The following is an 18856-nucleotide window of genomic DNA, read 5'->3' as shown; positions in this document are numbered from 1 at the left end:
AAGAACTTGTTCAGAACTCTCACAATTCATTTACGTTGTTTAAACGCAACAGCCCCTTTTCATTATTCCTGCTTTAATACATTTCTTCTAACAACTTTATATATTTCACCAGATAGGAAGGGCACGAAACAGAACATAAGTATTACTCCCCAGTCATTTATATTTAAGGACACTGTTTCAAAAACCGGCCTTAAGACAGGTATATATATTACTGCTGCTAAGAGGGCAAAGGATAATATGGAGGCATATACCAATATCCTGTTTGAAAACACCCCTATTTTAAATATTGTAAACCGCTCAGAACGGCTGGAATATGCTCTAATAAGCTCGGCGCTTATCAGCGTTGTAAATGCATAGGTCCTGGCATACATCAAATGCTCTGCATTGACCAGATAGTCAGGGTACCTATTAAGTGCCACAAGATATGCCCCTAACACAGCAGCAACTAAAGCAACACTCTGTACTGCTATGCCTGTAATCATGGATTTATTAAGTATGGGCTCTTTGGCATTTCTGGGTCTCATATTCATGATATCAGGATCGCCTTTTTCAGTGCCCAGAGCCAATGCTGGGAAGCTGTCCGTTACAAGATTAAGCCATAAAAGCTGAATTGGAATAAGTGGCACCGGCAGGCCTAAAAGTATGCTTAAGAATACTATTAGTATTTCGCCTACATTGCAGGATAAAAGGAAGAATACGAATTTTCTTATATTGCTGTATATAATCCTGCCTTCCTCCACGGCTGAAACTATACTGGCAAAATTATCGTCTGTAAGTACTATATCTGCAGTCCCTTTGGCAACATCGGTTCCCGTTATGCCCATGGCCACTCCTATATCTGCCCGCTTAAGTGCCATGGCATCATTAACACCGTCACCTGTCATGGAAGCTATATGTCCGTTTTTCTTTAAGGCATCCACGATCCTGACCTTGTGCTCGGGAGAAACTCTGGCATATACGCTGGTAGTCTCCACTTCTCGCAAAAGCTCGTCATCAGACATATTGTCAAGCTCCTGGCCGGTCAAAACACCGTCATCCTCGTCCATGAGCTTTAAATCCTTTGCAATGGCAACAGCTGTATCCTTATAGTCACCTGTTATCATAACCGGCTTTATTCCTGCTCTACGGCATATAGCTATTGCATCTTTAGCTTCGGTTCTTGCAGGGTCAATCATCCCCATAAGGCCTACAAAAACCATGTCCTTTTCTATTGATTCTGATGAAATATCTGAAGGTAAACTGTCATATTCCCTGTATGCAAAAGCGAGGACTCTTAAGGCTGAGCTTGCAAATTTACTGTTTGCCGTATGTATATCCTGCCTCATTTCATCCATTAATGGGACTATTTGACCTTCCATATATATTTTTGAACATTTACCGAGAATTATATCGGGGGCCCCTTTGGTGAAGGACACTACTCCCCTGCAATAGTTTTCATGGAAGGTAGTCATCATCTTTCTGTCGGAATCGAAGGGGATTTCAGCTATACGGGGATATTGACAGCTTAAATCATCCTTTGCACACCCTGCTTTTGCACCTGCAACCACAAGGGCGGCTTCGGTAGGGTCTCCCACTATACCGTATTGATCTCCTTCTTCCTTTTTCATAAGTGAAGAATCGTTGCATAGCACTCCTATATCCAGAAGCAATTTAAACTCTGGATTATCCGATAAATTTATAATCTCACCATTTTCATTTGAAAATTCTCCTGTTGGGTTATAGCCCTGTCCGGTTACTTTAAACTTTCCGCTCGGGCTGTAAGTGCCTACCACAGTCATTTCATTCTGTGTAAGAGTTCCTGTTTTATCGGAACATATTACATCAACGCAGCCTAAGGTTTCAACAGCCAAAAGCTTTCTCACAACAGCATTTCTTTCCACCATTCTCTTCATTCCAAGGGCTAATACAATTGTAACAACGGCAGGCAGCCCTTCCGGTATTGCCGCAACGGCAAGGCTTACAGCCACCATAAACATTTCAAGTATGGAGCCGCCTCGAAGTAGTCCTATCAAAAATACCACCGCACATATTCCAAGACAGGCTATCCCCAGCCATTTACCAAGCTCGTCCAACTTTTTTTGCAACGGTGTTTCTTCGTCTTCTATGTCCTGGATTTTGTCGGCGATTTTTCCTATCTCCGTCTTGTTGGCAGTGTCAACGACAATTCCCCTGCCGCGGCCATAGGTTACAACAGTGCTCATATAGGCCATGTTGACCCTGTCACCTAAACCAACCTCTTCGTTAAAAACCCTGTCGGCATGCTTCTCCACCGGCACCGACTCCCCAGTAAGCGAAGCTTCTTCCACCTTTAAGTTGACGCTTTCTAAAATCCTTATATCTGCAGGAATTATATCTCCGGCTTCAATATGTATAATATCACCGGGAACCAGCATTTTTGCAGGTACGATTTCTATCCTTCCGTTTCTGAAAGCCCGTGCATTGGGGGCAGACATTTTTTTAAGTGCTTCCAGAGCCTTTTCCGCCTTCCCTTCCTGCATAACTCCGAGAACGGCATTTACCACCACTATGGCTATTATGACCGCTGCATCCGTAACTTCTCCGACAAATGCAGAAACCAAGCTTGCCGCAATTAATATGATTACTAGGAAGTCCTTCAATTGGGTTATAATCTTTTGAAGGAGGGTCTCCTTTTCCTTTTCTTTCAATTCATTATAACCATGCTTTTCTATAAGTTCCTGGACTTTGTTTAATGACAAACCTGTGGACAAATCCACCGACAGCTTTTTGGCTGCATCCTGAGCCGTCTTGTTATACCAGTGCTGCAGCATATTTTCACCTCACAAAATTAGTTAATAACAACGGAATAAGCATATCATTCTAAAAATATTACGTCAAGAATTTCCAATTATTAGTCTTCGTCGTCATAATAATCAAGATAGGAGTATTTTTCTCCATCCTTCTGCCATCCTATAATTGCATCCATATTGACATTCTTTGTGGCTGTATAAATGTATTTATCCACATCCTTGAATTTTTTCTTTAGCTCTTCTATCAATTCCTTTATTTCATAGCGCTTGTTTCCGGTTTTATCGGCAGCCACCATGCAGGCACAATTTAAAGGATATATGCCGTTTTCATTTGTATAGCATTCTATAAAATGCTCTTCAATGAAATACATTGGGCGAATAAGCTCCATATCTTTGAAATTCGTTGATTTTAATTTGGGCAGCATGCTTTTAAAGCTTCCCGTGTAAAAAAGATTTAGTAATACCGTTTCAATTACATCATTAAAATGGTGTCCCAAGGCCAGCTTGTTGCAGCCAAGCTCCTGCGCTCTTGAATACAATGCTCCGCGGCGCATCTTTGCACACATGAAACAGGGATAATCACCGGCTATTTCCTGGCAGACTTCAAAGATCCTGGACTCGTATATTTTAATGGGTATCTCAAGATGCTTGCAGTTTTCAACCAAAAGCTCCCTTATGTTTTCATGATAGCCCGGGTCGGTACAAATGAATTCCAGCTCAAAGTTATTTTTGCTATGACGCTTCAGTTCTTGAAAAAGCTTTGCCATAAGGAGGCTGTCCTTTCCCCCCGAAATTCCTACAGCAATTTTATCACCGTCCTGTATCATATTGAATTCTATAATTGCCTTAATGAATTTTGACCATATTTTCCTTCTGAATTTCGTTACAATGCTGCGCTCAATATCCCATACAGGCTTTATGTCACCTGAAGGGATTAGTATATCGCAGCCCTTTCCGGCTATTTGCTTCATCAAATCTCTCACTCCTACTAAATCTGAAACTCTTCTTTAGTATATATTGTATCATAAAATTTACTTGATAATTTTCGTGTCGAAAAAAATAGCTAAAACCCGGAACAGCTCACACTCTTATATCTTCATGCATAATTTTACCACTTCTGGTTAGGCTAATACTCCCAAAGGAGGTTTTGTCATGCCAAGATGCGCAAGAGTAAAAAGCTTTGAATCAATCTATCACATTATGGTTACTGTGGGCAGTATCGCCCAAGCTCATGTATCATGTCAGCAAGAGGTTTTATGGTATTTAAAAAATAACAAGGCGCAAATCGCCTTGTTATATGTTGATTAAATACTGGTTTTCTTTGTTACTTTTTCTTCTTATGCATTATTATAAATCAGACTGCTCATCTACTCCAAAGTTTGAGCCTGATATACCAGCCAGCAATAAAGTTAAAAATTGTCTTTTCACCGATAATATTTATGCAATTTGCTACGTGTTACCATCCTCTCTGTCCCGTATCTTCTCTCTGCGCCATTCCCAGCATTTGTGCAATCTGCTCGTCGGAAAGTCCCAAATCATAAAGTGCTTTTTTTCGCTCATCGGTAAGCGCTCCGCCTTTCACCGATTGTATGATCTCCATTGCCGATCGCATTGTGTCCATATCTACGCCGTCTAATATGGAAAATCCGCTATTTTGCCTGCTACCCATTCCGCCTTGTGAGCCTAAGGCTGTCAAGTTAACCGAGGATGCGTCAATCAGCTTGTCAGGGTCTGCCTGCTGTCCATTTGTCATAGATGGAATCGTGCCGTCAAGCTGTCCCTGTATGCTTTCAGCGCGAAGCGCACCAAGCTTTTTCAATTCGGTAATTGCGTTCTGGTATTCCTCATAGGTATAAAATGCCGATGGGTCGTTTTTGATGTAATCAGAGATCATTTCATTTATCTCTTCAACCTTTTTCTCAAATTTACCATTGTTAAAATAACCGTCTAAAATCTCCTGCAAATACACATGATATTTTTCTAGATACTCAGGAACCTCAAGAAGTTTGGAAAGCAAAGGGCGGTTCTCCATGCTCACCCCCGAAACCGGATTGTCAATCGGAAAGTTTACCACATCGGATGCATTGCCGGACTGGAACCCACCAAATGCGAGATTATAGTCCCACGGAAGGATGCTGATCTGCCCGTTGTTTTCGTACAGGTAATAGTTATGGCCCATATTTGAAATGTAGCTATCCAGATTAACGACCACCGTATGTGCCGCAAAATAGCGGAGTACTGCGTCAACATTCACATAGGTATCAAGGTCGGTTCCATCACTTAAATTCTTTAGCGCTGTTATAATACGCTGATGATCATTTTCATCCGTTTTTGTTTCTGCATTTTCAAAAATAGCGGAATAGCTTGACACATTATCGTCCGTATACTCCAATGAAACACCGTTTTGTGCCATCCCCCTCATCCCGCCGCCTTGCCCTGGCATATTATCGCGTTCACGAGGCTGGAAGGTGTCCGGCGCTGCTTGTCCGCCACTTTCCCCATTTAGAGAGGAAGGCGATCCCCCCTGAGGATTTTGACCAGGCATGCCAAGGCCTTGCCCGCCGCCCATACCATTATCGTTGTCAGGCTTATAGAGTTCGCCCTCACCGCCATAAACACGGTCAAGATACCCGCTGTCCACATCCTCAACAGCCAGGTAAAATCCCCATGCTTCGCCATTGACTGAAATATCGGCATAGGCAAAGAGCGGCGCGTTCACGCCAATATAGCTCATAATGTCGTAGCTAAGATACTCTTTCATGGATGTCGCATCGGAAAAATTGCTGTTAATCACAATTTTATCAAGCCCCATCCACGTCTGCCCATCCACATATTCGTCAAACTTGATTTTGAAACTGTAACGGTCAGTCGTTTCATCTCTGGATATTGACGATAGGCTAGAATTGCCTTTCGGACGAATGCCAACATTTTTGATGATGGTTCCGTTTATCGTGATATCCGCTGAAATATATTCCTCATCTATGGCGTTATCAAGCATCGTCTGCCAGCTTGCCTCATCAACCGCTATTTCAAAGGTCATAATCGATGTTTTGTCGATTTCAGATGCATAAAGGGTATTGGCGTTTGCCCCGAATGTGCTATCAGATGATGATACTGTTTGACTTGACGCAGAAGCACTTGGGGCATCACCCGCGCTGCATGAGGACATAAGCATGGAAGCTATTAATATAATCACAAAAAACGCGGGCATTTTCTTTCTTTTCATAGAACTCATCTCCTTTGACTTTCGGATATATTGTATTAACAATAGTTCTTTACTTTTACAAAATGATAAACAACTAATATAAAAAATAAGAAGTTGATCAGTTTTGCTTGCTTAAGCAATATTATCATTACTTTGTGAGGAATAGGTGAATTGTATATGAATTATAATACTGAATCCGAAAAATCACATACGAGAGAAATCTATTGCCTCAAAGGCGCATGGATCGCGTTTCCCTTTGACCATAGGATTGATTATAACGCCTCTTTTTTGGTTATTATTTTAAGTTATTCCTCAGTGAACCGTCCCGGGATCCTCTGTCATGAAGATTTTTCAGGCTTTATCCTCATACCTTCCTTGGTGTTTATATCTGGGGCGGTCAGCACCATATCCCCTTCCTTCAAACCATCAATAATCTCCGCATATTCTTCATCCTGTATTCCCTTTTGTACGGTTGTCAAGACAGCTTTTCCATCAGACACTGTAAACACACAGTCTTTCCCATTATAATCAAATACTGAGCTTAAGGGCACCAGTACCACCCCGTTCTTTCTCTGGGTTATTACCTTTACATCCACATCATAACCGGGACGCAGCAGTTCTGATTGGCCTGCTGGCTCAATGGTAACAGCGACCCTCTTCTGGTTAACTCCCAGTGACGAAGTCACAGCCACGGCACCTGGCGCTATTTTTACAACCTTGCCACCTATTGTATGCTTTTGCTCGGATCTTTCTGTTATTTCAACCTCATCTTCCGGTTGGATATTTGAAACCTCGTCAGCCAGAATATCAGCCTCGATCTCTATCCTGCTTATATCTCCTATAACAAATGCAACAGTACCGGGCATACCTACTGTATTTACATCCACGTGTCTTTCCAGAATTACCCCGTCTATAGGAGAAACTACCTCCTGCTTTTCCAGGTTGTGCAGCATGCTTTCCCTGCTAAGTACAGCCTGCTCCAGCTGAGCCTTATAGACCGTTGTTACACTGTCAGGAGTGTTTGCTTCTATCTGCTGCAAATTCAGTTCAGCAGTCCTCATCAGGGCCTCTGCGCTTTTTAAGGCTTCCTCCTTTTGCTTCAGCTCCGCATTACTTGCCGCCCCTGCTTCAGCCAGTATCTTAACCTTGTTGAAATCCTCCAGAGCCGACTCATATGCATCCTTTGACCGGCCAACTGCAATTCTCGCCTTTTCCACACTGCTTGCATAGTTCTTGATATCATTGCCTTCAAAGCCTGCCTTTATCTCCTTTATTTTTTCATCCACATTCTTCAGCTGTATTTCAAGCTGATTTCTCTCCATGGAAAGCAGCAGCTCCCCCTTCTTCACCTGTTGTCCCACCCCCGCAGCTACATTTTGTATCAGGCCGCTACCCTCTATGCTCACTGTTTTCAGTTCCTTGCATTTGACAGTACCTATATCCTCCACGTACCTTTTTATATCTCCCCTTTTCACATCCGTTACAGGCACTTCCGCCCCTTGATTTGAAAAGGCTATAAACGCCAGGCAAGCTATAAATACCATTCCGATAATCAAAATCCACAACTTTTTATTTTTCACTTATTTGCCCTCCCTTACATCTTATTACTCTGCACTTTTCAGTGACTCAACCATGTTAATGGATAGAATTTTTCTTGTGAGCACTAAATTTGCCATGATAGTAAAAACAATTATCATCAATACGGTGATAAAATAGCTTGAAGGATTCAGCACCAGGGGCAGATACATGGTATCGGTGGCTTGCATTGTTATTACAAGCTCGGAAAGAAATCTTCCCAGAGGGATGCCCACTAAAGCTCCAAAGATGCTTAAAAAGAAGTTTTCATTGAATACCAGGCTTTTAAGCTCACTTGAAGTGAACCCCAACACCGATAGGGTGGCTATTTCTCTTCTGCGCTCAAAAATATTGATATTTGTTATGTTGTAAATGACCGCAAAGGCCAGAATGCCTGCTCCCAGTATCATAAAGTATATTATGCTGTTCATTGATTCAAGGGTTTTTTCAGTATTGGCTATGATCTCCGATTTTGATTGAATGGTGCTGATGGCCAGTATATCTTTCAGGTTTTCCATGACCTGCTTCTCATATCTGGAATCCTCCAGTTCAATGTAGGCTGCATTGGTCACAACTCCTTCCTTCAGCAAATAGTTGAGATAACCGGTGCTGCATATTGCACTTTGCCCGATAAACTGAGATACGGCGCCTTTTATACTTACTTCTTTCTTATCCTTATCCTCATTCTTCCCGGGATAAAAGGACTTGAGATATACCTTATCCCCCGGCTTAATGCCTAATGTACTCATTAAACGAGCTGGAAGAAGAATCCCGTCCTCCGGCGGTTTCACCGGGTCGCCTGTACTGTCGAAAATTCCATAAAGCTTTGATTCCATGCCAAGTACCATAAGACCTATATTCTTTTTCCTCCACCCGCTTATAAGCTCCATTCCACTCTCAAATATGGGCTCCACCGACTTCATATGGTCGATGTTCTTTATATAGGTCAGCTCATCGGCATTCATCATCCTGGAAAGATTGATTTTTATATCGAATCTCTGTATCTTATAAAATTGCTCCTGCATAAGAAAATCCATGGAATTCTGGACTCCCAGAGCGATCAGGAGCAGCGCTGTTGAAAATATGATTCCTATAGACGCCATTGCAGAGCGCTTTTTATACCTGAAAAGGTTTCTCAGTATGATTTTCCAGCTGAAATTTATATTTTCCCACAACAACCGGAGTCTTTCAAGAAACAGCTTTTTTCCAGAGGCAGGAGGCTTCGGCCTCATAGTTTCGGCAGGCACTAGCTGAAGTTCCTTCCTGCAGGCATTGTAGCCTGCGGTAACACAGAATGCCAGGGCCAGAAGGGCGGCAGGGAGCACAATACTCAAATGAACGGCGGTTTCCTCTATAGGTAGGTTGTATATGGAGTTAAATAAGTTCAGTAGGCCTTTCCCTACCAAGAATACTCCCATAATCGCCCCGATAATGCTCCCCAGTATTCCCACCAGTAAAGGATAAGTCTGATAGTGGAGCATAATGTCCATATTACTGTAGCCCAAAGCTTTCAGCACACCCATCAGCGTCCGCTGGTTTTCTATCATCCTGGTCATGGTGATATAAATTATCACCGCTGATGCAATAAAAAAAAGCATGGGGAAAATTGCGGCGATTGATTTAAAAGAAGTTATATCGGCATTGACCAAACTATAGCTGAGCTGATCCTTTTTTTCAACAATTCCCGTAAGTCCATACTGTTTCAGTACCTTTTCCATCTGGGCCTTGACTTTTTTGATATCGGCCTGCTGTTCCAGCAGCACGCTTATATCATTGATGGAGCCTTTAAAATCCAGACTGGAATGTAAATACGATTTTTTTACATAAACCACACCGAATTTTTCGGGATCAGGTATCAATTCACTGGCTTCACGGATCTCATAAGTATATTCGGGACTTTTGGCCGTGCCCACCACCTTCAGTTTCACCCGATCTCCGTTTATGATAGGTTCTATTGTCTGTCCCATTGTCAGCCCATGAGCCTTGAAAAAGTTCTCGGAAACGATGCATTGATTTCCTGCATCGTTGGAAAAATAGCTGCCCGACCTCAGTTGAATATCATTAACGGTATCCACTCTTTCATCGGGAAGGGAAATAAGCCTGACCATGGCTTCCCGTTTCTTCATGCTTATCCTCACATCCTGAACCACTCTTCCCGTAACCATTTTCACCCCGGAAATCTCATCAATCCTTTTAACTATTCCTTCCGGAGCCCGGTACACTGAGCCCCAAAGATCCCCCATACGGTATTCTCTGAAGTATCTTTCTGCCGCTCCCGATAGGCTCTCAAGGGCGGAATACAGGCCTGTATAAAACATTACACCGATAATAACAACAGCCAGCACGGATATGAACTGTCCCTTCGATTCTCCAAGCTCTTTATAGAACTTTTTTAAGAAAATCCACATTACCACTCAATCCTTTCTATCGGCAGCGGGTTATCATTTAACTCCACCGACTCTACTTTGCCGTTTTTGACTCTTACTACTTTATCTGCCATTTGTGCAATAGAGCTGTTGTGAGTTATTATCATTACCGTCTTTTCAAAATCACGGTTTATGTCACGAAGCAGCTTTAAGATGGTTTTGCCGGTCATATAGTCCAGGGCACCTGTGGGCTCGTCACATAAAAGCAGTGTAGGATTTTTTGCAACGGCTCTGGCTATGGACACTCTCTGCTGCTCGCCGCCCGAGAGCTGAGCAGGGAAATTGGACATTCTTTCACCCAGGCCCACATTTTTAAGCACCGAAACCGCATCCATAGGGGCATCGCATATCTGGGCTGCAATCTCGACATTCTCAAGGGTTGTCAGACTCGGCATAAGATTATAGAACTGAAACACAAAGCCTATATGCTTTCTCCTATACATTGTCAATTCATTCTGATTAAACCTGGATATATCCCTTCCCTTTACCCAGACCTCTCCGGATGTTGGAAAGTCCATGCCTCCAAGAATATTCAAAACCGTACTTTTGCCCGCCCCGCTGGGTCCCAGAACTACCACCAGTTCCCCTGGGGCAACTTCAAAGGATATCCCGTCGGCAGCACGTATTTTTATCTCACCCATTACATATTCTTTTACCACATCTTTAACTATGATAATTGGTTCCATTCGGTTCCCCCCTTTATATTTAATTAAATGAACTCCTGGATTATTTCTTATGTACCTTCTATATTATTAGTATATTAACTAACCGTTTGGTTAATTAGGCTTATAAATAACGATTTCAAGCCGTCTGTTTTTTAAACAGCCTGGCCTGAAACCGTTCATTTTACCATAACCTATGCAGCATTAATATATCGTTTCCCGAGATAGAAAAAAAAGTAACCGCCTTAAGTGAATGCAGGAAAGATCTGCGAATTTCCTGATCGTTTAAGGAACTTTTCTTTTTGTATTCATCAAAATAAGCGGCAAAATTGATATAAGGCATAAATGAAAAGAAGAACTTGTGAAGTATCATATTATCAGGGAAGTTAAAGTCGTTATCCGCATCCCAGATGGTTTTATAAATCAGATTGTCATCGTTTTCCTTCAATAAATCCATCAAACGGAACAACGCATCGTGGTGCTTGCCGTTTTTAAGGGATTCAAGCAAAAGGATACGGATAACATCTCTATGCTCTAAAACATAATCAAGTAAATTTTCTATATAGATAGTCGCTTGCTGCAAAAAAAACTTTAAAGCATTCTCATTGATAAAGTGAAGGCGATCAGCCTCAATATCCAGGCTACCTTCCTTGATCATCTGTATAATATTTTGATGAATAAAATCCATGGCCAGGGAGGTTACGCTTTTAAAAAGAGAATCGATCAAGTAATCCAGTATTTCTTCCTTACTTTTAAAATAGTAATATATAAGGGCTTTGTTAACCTCTGCCGCCTCCGCGATCTCATTGACCCTAGTTGCATCAAAACCTTTTTCTGAAAACAGCTTTATTGAAGCGTTGAGTATTCTTTCCCTGGATTCGTTGTTTTCTAGTGGCTCCATGGTTTACCTCCCTTTCAACTAACCAGTTGGTTAATTTTATTATACCATTTTTCACCTTAATGTCAATCTTGGAATCAAAGATAGCTCTTGACAAAAAAATCGTATATAAGGGAATGTTATAAAACTATTTTTAAGTAGTCAACGGTACCACCTTCCTTATTCTTTAATCTTCATTCCCTGCTTCTTGCAGTGCGCCTTTTTACCATCTTAAGCCTGAAAAAATCTTCCCTTTCCCTTTCATCCAGAGCGTCCTGGATGTGCTTAGTCAGGGAAGTGAATTTGGGTATTTGTATGTTTTGGAGGGCATTGGTTCTCTTTTGGGTCTTTTTGACTTCCATGGCCAGCCTGTATACAGAGTTTTCAATCTCTGCCAGCTCGTAGACAAGGTATTTGACATCCTGAAAGCTTTTCACCGCCCTGTCAAAAGCATTGTTGGTACGGTAAAAGCTGTAGGAGGGTTTTTGATCCCTTTTTTCATATTTTACCGACGGCACTTCAACTCCCATAACGCTTTTTAAAAGCACTTCAAAATCCTTAGCCTCTTCTATGGCAAGAGCTATGTCTTCAACGGTATCTATTCCTTCCGTCATGTTGGCAACCTTCAAGGCTTCATATGCCTCAGGGAAAATAGAATTAATCTTTTCCTGTATTTCCTTTGCATCATCAATTAGCTGCATCATTTCTCTTATAAGCACGTTCCTTTTCCTGTCTAAGAGCTCATAGCCTTTTTTTGAAAACTCAAGGGACTCTTTAGCACTTAAAAGATTTGATTTGGTCGGCGTTTCATTTACTGCCATGCCTTCACCTTCTTATGTATTTTCCCTGTAATATTTGTTCAAGATTTCCGGAGTCATTCTGTCTAATTCTTCTTTAGGCAGCAATGATAAAAGTTCCCATGCCAAATCCAGAGTATTTTCAATGCTGCGGTCTTCATCCTGACCTTGTTTAACAAGCCGCTGCTCAAACTGCCTTCCAAACTCCATATACATCCTATCTACATCTGACAGCTCATCCTCGCCTATTACCTGAGCCAATGCCTTTACATCCTGTACCCGGGAATAGGCTGCAAAAATCTGATTGGACAGTTCCTTGTGGTCTTCCCTTGTATAACCTTCACCGATTCCGTCCTTCATAAGCCTGGATAAGGATGGCAGTATGTTTATGGGAGGATATATACCTCTTTTATCAAGGTCCCGGCTTAAAACAACCTGCCCTTCGGTAATGTAACCTGTGAGGTCGGGCACAGGGTGGGTTATATCATCATTTGGCATTGTAAGTATGGGTATCTGGGTTATGGAGCCATTTATACCTTCTATCATGCCCGCTCTTTCATAAAGGCTTGCCAAGTCAGAGTAAAGATATCCCGGATATCCTCGGCGGCTGGGCACTTCTTCTCGGGAAGATGATAATTCCCTCAATGCCTCACAATAGCTTGTTATATCCGTCATGACAACCAATATGTGCATATTCAATTCAAAGGCAAGGTATTCGGCGGCAGTCAGGGCACACCTTGGTGTGGTTATCCTTTCGACGATAGGTTCGTCGGCAAGGTTCATATACATCACCACTTTTCCCAAAACCCCCGATTTTTCAAAGGCTTTTCTGAAAAATGCAGCTGTATCGTGCTTTATGCCCATAGCTGCAAATACTATTGCAAATTCCTCGTTGTTATTTCCTGATAAAGCAGCTTGCTTTACTATCTGGGCTGCCAGCTCGTTATGGGGCATTCCGCTTCCTGAAAATATTGGAAGCTTCTGGCCTCTTATAAGGGTGGTGAAACCATCTATAGCCGATATACCTGTCTGGATAAAATTTCTGGGATAAATTCTGGCTACAGGATTTATGGGCTTTCCTCCGATATTTCTTTTTATGTCGCTATAAATTGGCCTCGCACCGTCTCGGGGCTCTCCTATGCCATTAAATACTCTCCCTAATATATTCCTTGAAAGGGGAATTTCAAGAGACTTTCCGGTAAAGCTTACGGCTGTATCATGGGTAGACAGCCCGGATGTACCTTCAAAAACCTGAATTACCACCCTGTCTCCATCTAACTGCACTACCCGCCCTACTTTTCTTTGCCCTCTTGATTTAACCTCAACTATTTCATCATAAGCTGCCCCCTTTACTCCAGACAGCACGATAAGAGGACCTTCCACTCTGTCCAACTTAAGATACTGGTTTTTCACTTTTGCACCTCTTTTTTAAGCATATTGTTTATCCAGACTGTCATAATAATCATTTATGCTTTTAATTATTTCATCAAACATGTCAAGCTTATCATTTGGTATATTGTATTTCATTTTAACGATATCCTGATAAATTTTATCATTCTTTATCTTGGAAATGGGTGCCCCCCTTTTTACAGCAGCACTGCTCCTGTCATAGAGTACATTTATGGCTTTTAACATAAGATATTGTTTCTTTAAGGGAACATAAGTATCCTCCTTATGAAAAGCGCTTTGCTGCAGAAAACCTACCCGGATTATTTTTGAAATTTCAAGGACCAGTCTCTGATCGTCTGGCAGCACATCCTCGCCTACAAGCTTTACAATTTCCAATAGCCTGTTTTCCTCATACAAAATCTTCAGCATTTTTAGCCTTAATTCCATCATATCCGGCGCCACATTGCTCTCATACCATTCCGACAGGTCGCTTAAGTAGCCGCTGTGGCTGGTGAGCCAATTAACAGCAGGATAGTGCCTGGAATAGGCAAGCTCTTTATCCAACCCCCAGAATACTCCCACATATCTTCGGGTGTTTTCCGTCACCGGCTCAGAAAATTCTCCTCCTGGAGGCGATACCGCTCCTATTATTGTTATGGAGCCTTCTGACCCGTTGAGGTTATTAACGTATCCTGCCCTCTCATAAAATTCAGCCAGTCGTGAAGGGAGATATGCCGGAAAGCCTTCCTCTGCCGGCATTTCCTCTAACCTTCCTGATATTTCTCTTAAAGCCTCCGCCCATCTTGAAGTTGAGTCTGCCATCATGGCAACGTGATATCCCATATCCCTGTAATATTCGGCAATGGTTATTCCCGTATAAATGGACGCCTCTCTGGCGGCAACTGGCATGTTCGATGTATTGGCAATAAGAACTGTCCTGTCCATTATAGGCCTTCCGGTTTTAGGGTCAGCAATTTCGGGAAACTCCTCTAAGACTTCCGTCATCTCATTTCCTCTCTCACCGCAGCCCACATAAACTATTATATCCGCATCCGACCACTTTGCCAGCTGATGCTGTGCCGATGTCTTTCCCGTCCCGAAGCCTCCGGGAATTGCAGCAGTTCCTCCTTTTGCAACAGGAAAAAAAGTGTCCATCACCCTTTGCCCTGTAATAAGGGGCCTTAGCATCTCCATCCTTTCCTTTACCGGCCTTGGTGTCCTTACCGGCCATTCGTGATACATCTTAAGCTCAACTATATCCTTTTTTTCATCTTCAACTTTTACCAAAACATTTTCAATGCTGTAAGCTCCGCTGCTTACAGCCTCAATTACCCTTCCCTTAATCCCGGGCGGCACCATAAGCCTGTGCTCCACCACCGGAGTTTCCTTTACAGTCCCGTAAATCTGCCCGCCAAAAACTATATCCCCTGCCTTGACACTAATATTTATATGCCAGCTTTTATCCGCATCTATGGATATCATTCCTATTCCCTGGGGAATAAAGCTTTTGCTCATTTCATTGATTTTTATAAGAGGTCTCTCTATACCGTCAAAAATATTTCCTATTATGCCGGGTCCTAATTTTAAGGACAACGCCTTTCCTGTTGACTGGACTTCTTCATCTATTTCAAGGCCCTCTGTCTCTTCATAAACCTGAATGGTGCCCTTATCGCCGTTTAAGGAAATAACTTCCCCTATGAGCTTGTTTTTCCCCACCAGCACCATTTCCCGCATTCTGAATGCCGTCATGTTTTTGGCTTTGACCACCGGCCCGTTTATGTATATTATGATACCTGTTGCATTCTCCATAGCCTCACCTGCTTCTTATATGTTTTCATCAAGGTTTTTCCCTATTAGCTCCCTGTTGTTGTCTATCATGGCTGCAATTGAAAAATCCCATCTTAAAGTCCTCATTTTATTTTCCACAATACATCCTCCCAGCATATCGTCTTCGCCTTCCTCTGCTTTAATATTTATGTAATCCGGCCTTTTATTTTTTAAATAAGAAACTATTTTCTCTTTGTGTTTTTCCAAATCGCCATGGGTCAAAATCAGTACTGCTTCTTTTGCATTTACAAAAGATAAGCCTTTATCAATGCAGTTTAAAAGAAAACCTTCATATTCTTCACTTTTAACATAATCCTCCGCTATTTTTTTTATATCAGCAAAAACTCTTTGAAATATTTCATCTCTTTTCTTAAGGAGCTCATAATCCTTATCAATTGAGGCCTTTGAAATTATCTGTTTTTTTTGTGCCTCCGACTTTAATTTCATATCCTCTATTTTTTTATGTGCTTCCTTTAATATATTCTTTTTCTCTGTTTCAATATCTCTCTTGCTGTGGTCATAGAATTCCTGAAGCTTAACCTTAGAATCTGCTTCCACCTGCTTTATGATTTCATCGGAAAAGCTCTTCAGTTTGTCTTCTACCGTTATCAAAGTCTTCACCTCATATTTTTATGCCGATGGATTCTTTTATGTAACCCGTTATCCTGTCCTTTTCCCGATTTGTACCGTGCCTGTCGGGAATCTCAGCAATAAGGGGCAGGATCATTTCAATTTTTAGATCATCTACTTCTTTACGTGCCAATGATGCTGCCGTTTCGGTAATAAGTATTATGCCGACATCCTTTTCACTTGAAATTTTTTTAATTTTTTCAAGTATATCTTCTTTTTCATAAAGGACGGTGCCTTCTATTCCCGCCAACCTCATGCCTACCCATGTTTCTACGTTGTCGCTTATAAGATATGCTCTCATATTAAAGCCTTCCCAATATAAGTATGGATACTATAAGGCCGTATATGGCTATTCCTTCTGCCAGGCCAACGTAAATAAGGGACCTGCCTAAAAGCCTGGGATCTTCCGATACCGCCCCCAGTGCCGATGAGCCTACAGAACCTACTGCAATGCCAGTGCCCAATGTAGCAAAGCCTGTTGATAATGCAGCCGCGATAAAGCCCAACCCCGAATCCCCCATGCTGCCGTCTGCGGCATGAGCCACCCGGGGAATCATGAATGTGACAGCCGCCACCATAAGGGGTGTAAAGGAAAAAAGATTATACAATATATAGCTTTTGCATTTATATTCCTTGCTTACAAATTCTTTATACCTCATCATTATTCCTGTACTGATTGTTGCCGTGATAACAATACCCATTAAAACAAGTATGATATACATTTAAAAACCTCCTTTATTTTGTGCATCATAGTGTATCTTCTTTATACTTTAAGCTAACCGGGCGATATTCAACACCGTCACCCTTGTAAAACCTGCTGAAAAGTTCATAGTATTCAAGCCTCAAACCCTGTATAAATACTACCAGCCCTTCAAGGCATATTATTATGATATTCCCCAGCACCAGGACGAAAAAACCTGCCGTGCCGTTCCTTGTCATATCCGCCACCGTCTTAAATGCCACAAACAAACCTGCATGATTTAAAGCAAAGGCTCCTATCCTTACAAAGGATATGGTTTTGCTCAGCATTCCAAGCAAAGTCTCAATAACGCCAAATATGCTCTCAACATAATAGTCTCCTTTGTTTCCTTCGTACAGCGGCCTTTTTCTTTCTATAAGCCTTGCAATAGGCTCTTTCATTATAATAAGAAGCAAAAATATAAATAAAATTGCACTTGTTGCACCCAGCGGCAATAAATATTTACCGTATTGAAAAAAGCTATAGGCTGATAGAAGTATGATACTTAAAAACATCAAGGACACAAAGCCTTCCCTGCCGAATATACCTTCTTCAATGTCCTTAGCCCTGGCACAGTTAATAAAATTTGCTGCATAGCTTATAAAGGATAATACTATTCCCAATATAACGCTCCCTAAAAGCATTGTATTGATGTTTTCCATTGGATAAAATAGAATGGGTTTAATCACTTCTTCATTCCCAAAGACACTTCCGTATAAAAGGCCAAATATGCAGGAGCTTATGCCAATTCTTTCCAATATGCCTCCAAAATCCTTTGACTTTTTGAAAACGGCAAGGTATAAACCGCCTAAGAAAAGTAAAAACCCCTGCCCTACATCCCCGAACATGGCACCAAACATTATCATGTAACTCACAGCCACAAATGGTGTAGGATCTACTTCTCTGTATTCGGGGGTCCCATACATGGTTACGATATACTCAAAAGGCCTTACTAATATATTGTTGCTTAAAACCGTAGGCGGCTTCCCCATCTTTACCTTATTATCCTCCCTGAAGGACATGACAAATTTATCTTCCACAGGCTTTATTCTTTCTAAAAAAACCTCTTTGCAGCTTCGTGGTATCCATCCCGAAAGGCAAAATACCTGTTCTGTATTCACAGCATTATCAGTTAACATCAGGGATTTTTGATACTTATCCATAACGTTTAACCCTGTAAAAAGAAAGTCCTTGTTTTCTTCCCTCAATGCTTCTATATCCTTTTTAATCCTTTCTATTTTTTTGATTCTCTCTTTTATTAGCTTATCAAACTTTACAACTGCATTATCCGGTGTATCCTTTATAATTTCAGGTATGGCTATTTCTTCAAAGCCTAAGGATTTAAATATAACTTCAGATTCATTTATTGAAGAAGGGGGAGTAAAGCATATGATTGTTACGTAATTTTTATTGGAACTTATTCTGTATACAATCGAAGGAATGTTCTCTACATTTTCCTTAAGCTTTACATAATAATGGCGGCTCAGCCTTCCTATTTTAAAACTGAAAAATTTCAGCTTTCTCAGTTCAGATAATGTAAAATTAAGGCCTTTGATATTCTGAGCCTTTGATTTAAATTCTTTGATCCGCACAAGATCGGCCTGGCTTTTGTCCAGCATGTTTCTTAACTTCAAAGCCTCTTTGAAAACGGAAGTCAGTTTATCCTTAATTTTCTCTATATCAATATCACCGATTTTATGGCTTTTGATATCGGTTGTATCCATATCAAGGGCATCCATGGTTCGGTAAAGCATATCCCGTATTTTCTGCTGCCCCTTTTCACCTTCAAATCTTTTTATGATTTCCTCCACATGTTTGTACTCTTCACCGGCATGGAGCTTTATATCTTCCATGGCATCTACAACATGTATGCATCCGCACTTAACCATTTCCTCCGCAACAATTTTTATATCATGGATACGCCCTATGGCGCTTACCATCTCCATTTTCTCAACAGCCAC

At 41.5% G+C, this 18856-nt stretch carries 15 protein-coding genes; 1 reads left to right on the top strand and 14 read right to left on the bottom strand.

Features of this window, described 5'->3' with window-relative positions:
* Positions 1 to 62 precede the first annotated feature (62 nt).
* Together OXPF_RS13135 and OXPF_RS13130 are read right to left on the bottom strand one after the other, a co-directional pair.
* A complete protein-coding gene (locus OXPF_RS13135) occupies positions 63 to 2789 on the bottom strand; it encodes a calcium-translocating P-type ATPase, SERCA-type (RefSeq protein ID WP_054875683.1) in 2727 nt (908 codons plus the stop codon).
* Positions 2790 to 2869: 80 nt separating this feature from the next.
* Positions 2870 to 3739 (bottom strand): tRNA 2-thiocytidine biosynthesis TtcA family protein, encoded by an 870-nt coding sequence (locus OXPF_RS13130; RefSeq protein ID WP_054875682.1) that lies wholly within the window; start codon positions 3737 to 3739, stop codon positions 2870 to 2872.
* Positions 3740 to 3920: 181 nt separating this feature from the next.
* Between OXPF_RS13130 and OXPF_RS22510 the strand changes: the two genes are divergently transcribed.
* Positions 3921 to 4076 (top strand): hypothetical protein, encoded by a 156-nt coding sequence (locus OXPF_RS22510; protein ID WP_160317215.1) that lies wholly within the window; start codon positions 3921 to 3923, stop codon positions 4074 to 4076.
* Between the two features lie 148 nt (positions 4077 to 4224).
* Here OXPF_RS22510 and OXPF_RS13125 read toward each other — a convergent pair whose 3' ends face one another.
* From OXPF_RS13125 to OXPF_RS13070, 12 genes are all read right to left on the bottom strand, one after another.
* Entirely contained in the window at positions 4225 to 5766 is a 1542-nt protein-coding gene (locus OXPF_RS13125; protein WP_242854409.1) for a CotH kinase family protein, read from the bottom strand.
* 545 nt (positions 5767 to 6311) lie between these two features.
* Positions 6312 to 7553 (bottom strand): efflux RND transporter periplasmic adaptor subunit, encoded by a 1242-nt coding sequence (locus tag OXPF_RS13120; RefSeq protein ID WP_054875681.1) that lies wholly within the window; start codon positions 7551 to 7553, stop codon positions 6312 to 6314.
* 24 nt (positions 7554 to 7577) lie between these two features.
* Entirely contained in the window at positions 7578 to 9956 is a 2379-nt protein-coding gene (locus OXPF_RS13115) for an ABC transporter permease (RefSeq protein WP_054875680.1), read from the bottom strand.
* The gene (locus tag OXPF_RS13110) at positions 9956 to 10660 is read right to left on the bottom strand and encodes an ABC transporter ATP-binding protein (RefSeq protein ID WP_054875679.1); all 705 of its coding nucleotides are present in this window, start codon (positions 10658 to 10660) and stop codon (positions 9956 to 9958) included. The genes OXPF_RS13115 and OXPF_RS13110 overlap by 1 nt, the downstream gene beginning before the upstream one ends.
* A gap of 160 nt (positions 10661 to 10820) precedes the next feature.
* Positions 10821 to 11537, bottom strand: a complete 717-nt coding sequence (locus tag OXPF_RS13105; protein ID WP_054875678.1) for a TetR/AcrR family transcriptional regulator — start codon at positions 11535 to 11537, stop codon at positions 10821 to 10823.
* A 170-nt stretch (positions 11538 to 11707) separates the two neighbouring features.
* Positions 11708 to 12334 (bottom strand): V-type ATP synthase subunit D, encoded by a 627-nt coding sequence (locus tag OXPF_RS13100; RefSeq protein ID WP_054875677.1) that lies wholly within the window; start codon positions 12332 to 12334, stop codon positions 11708 to 11710.
* A gap of 12 nt (positions 12335 to 12346) precedes the next feature.
* Complete coding sequence (locus tag OXPF_RS13095; RefSeq protein WP_054875676.1) at positions 12347 to 13723, bottom strand: V-type ATP synthase subunit B; 1377 nt, start codon at positions 13721 to 13723, stop codon at positions 12347 to 12349.
* A 15-nt stretch (positions 13724 to 13738) separates the two neighbouring features.
* Positions 13739 to 15508, bottom strand: a complete 1770-nt coding sequence (locus OXPF_RS13090) for a V-type ATP synthase subunit A (RefSeq protein WP_054875675.1) — start codon at positions 15506 to 15508, stop codon at positions 13739 to 13741.
* 15 nt (positions 15509 to 15523) lie between these two features.
* On the bottom strand, positions 15524 to 16138 hold the full coding sequence (locus tag OXPF_RS13085) for a V-type ATP synthase subunit E (protein WP_054875674.1): 615 nt from the start codon (positions 16136 to 16138) through the stop codon (positions 15524 to 15526).
* 10 nt (positions 16139 to 16148) lie between these two features.
* On the bottom strand, positions 16149 to 16457 hold the full coding sequence (locus OXPF_RS13080; protein WP_054875673.1) for a V-type ATP synthase subunit F: 309 nt from the start codon (positions 16455 to 16457) through the stop codon (positions 16149 to 16151).
* Position 16458: 1 nt separating this feature from the next.
* Positions 16459 to 16878 carry an ATP synthase subunit C gene (locus OXPF_RS13075; RefSeq protein WP_054875672.1) on the bottom strand — a complete coding sequence of 140 codons (420 nt, stop codon included), beginning with the start codon at positions 16876 to 16878 and terminating at the stop codon, positions 16459 to 16461.
* Positions 16879 to 16903: 25 nt separating this feature from the next.
* Positions 16904 to 18856: a V-type ATP synthase subunit I gene (locus OXPF_RS13070; protein WP_054875671.1), complete on the bottom strand. Its 1953-nt coding sequence runs from the start codon at positions 18854 to 18856 to the stop codon at positions 16904 to 16906.

The organism is Oxobacter pfennigii (genome assembly GCF_001317355.1).
GTDB lineage: Bacteria > Bacillota > Clostridia > Clostridiales > Oxobacteraceae > Oxobacter > Oxobacter pfennigii.
This window is presented reverse-complemented; position numbering and strand designations above follow the sequence as displayed.

Coding starts and splice junctions, on each gene's coding strand:
- OXPF_RS13135 (WP_054875683.1), bottom strand. CDS start 2,789: ATGCTGCAGCACTGGTATAACAAGACGGCTCAGGATGCAGCCAAAAAG.
- OXPF_RS13130 (WP_054875682.1), bottom strand. CDS start 3,739: ATGAAGCAAATAGCCGGAAAGGGCTGCGATATACTAATCCCTTCAGGT.
- OXPF_RS22510 (WP_160317215.1), top strand. CDS start 3,921: ATGCCAAGATGCGCAAGAGTAAAAAGCTTTGAATCAATCTATCACATT.
- OXPF_RS13125 (WP_242854409.1), bottom strand. CDS start 5,766: ATGCTTGATAACGCCATAGATGAGGAATATATTTCAGCGGATATCACG.
- OXPF_RS13115 (WP_054875680.1), bottom strand. CDS start 9,956: ATGTGGATTTTCTTAAAAAAGTTCTATAAAGAGCTTGGAGAATCGAAG.
- OXPF_RS13110 (WP_054875679.1), bottom strand. CDS start 10,660: ATGGAACCAATTATCATAGTTAAAGATGTGGTAAAAGAATATGTAATG.
- OXPF_RS13105 (WP_054875678.1), bottom strand. CDS start 11,537: ATGGAGCCACTAGAAAACAACGAATCCAGGGAAAGAATACTCAACGCT.
- OXPF_RS13100 (WP_054875677.1), bottom strand. CDS start 12,334: ATGGCAGTAAATGAAACGCCGACCAAATCAAATCTTTTAAGTGCTAAA.
- OXPF_RS13090 (WP_054875675.1), bottom strand. CDS start 15,508: ATGGAGAATGCAACAGGTATCATAATATACATAAACGGGCCGGTGGTC.
- OXPF_RS13080 (WP_054875673.1), bottom strand. CDS start 16,457: ATGAGAGCATATCTTATAAGCGACAACGTAGAAACATGGGTAGGCATG.
- OXPF_RS13075 (WP_054875672.1), bottom strand. CDS start 16,878: ATGTATATCATACTTGTTTTAATGGGTATTGTTATCACGGCAACAATC.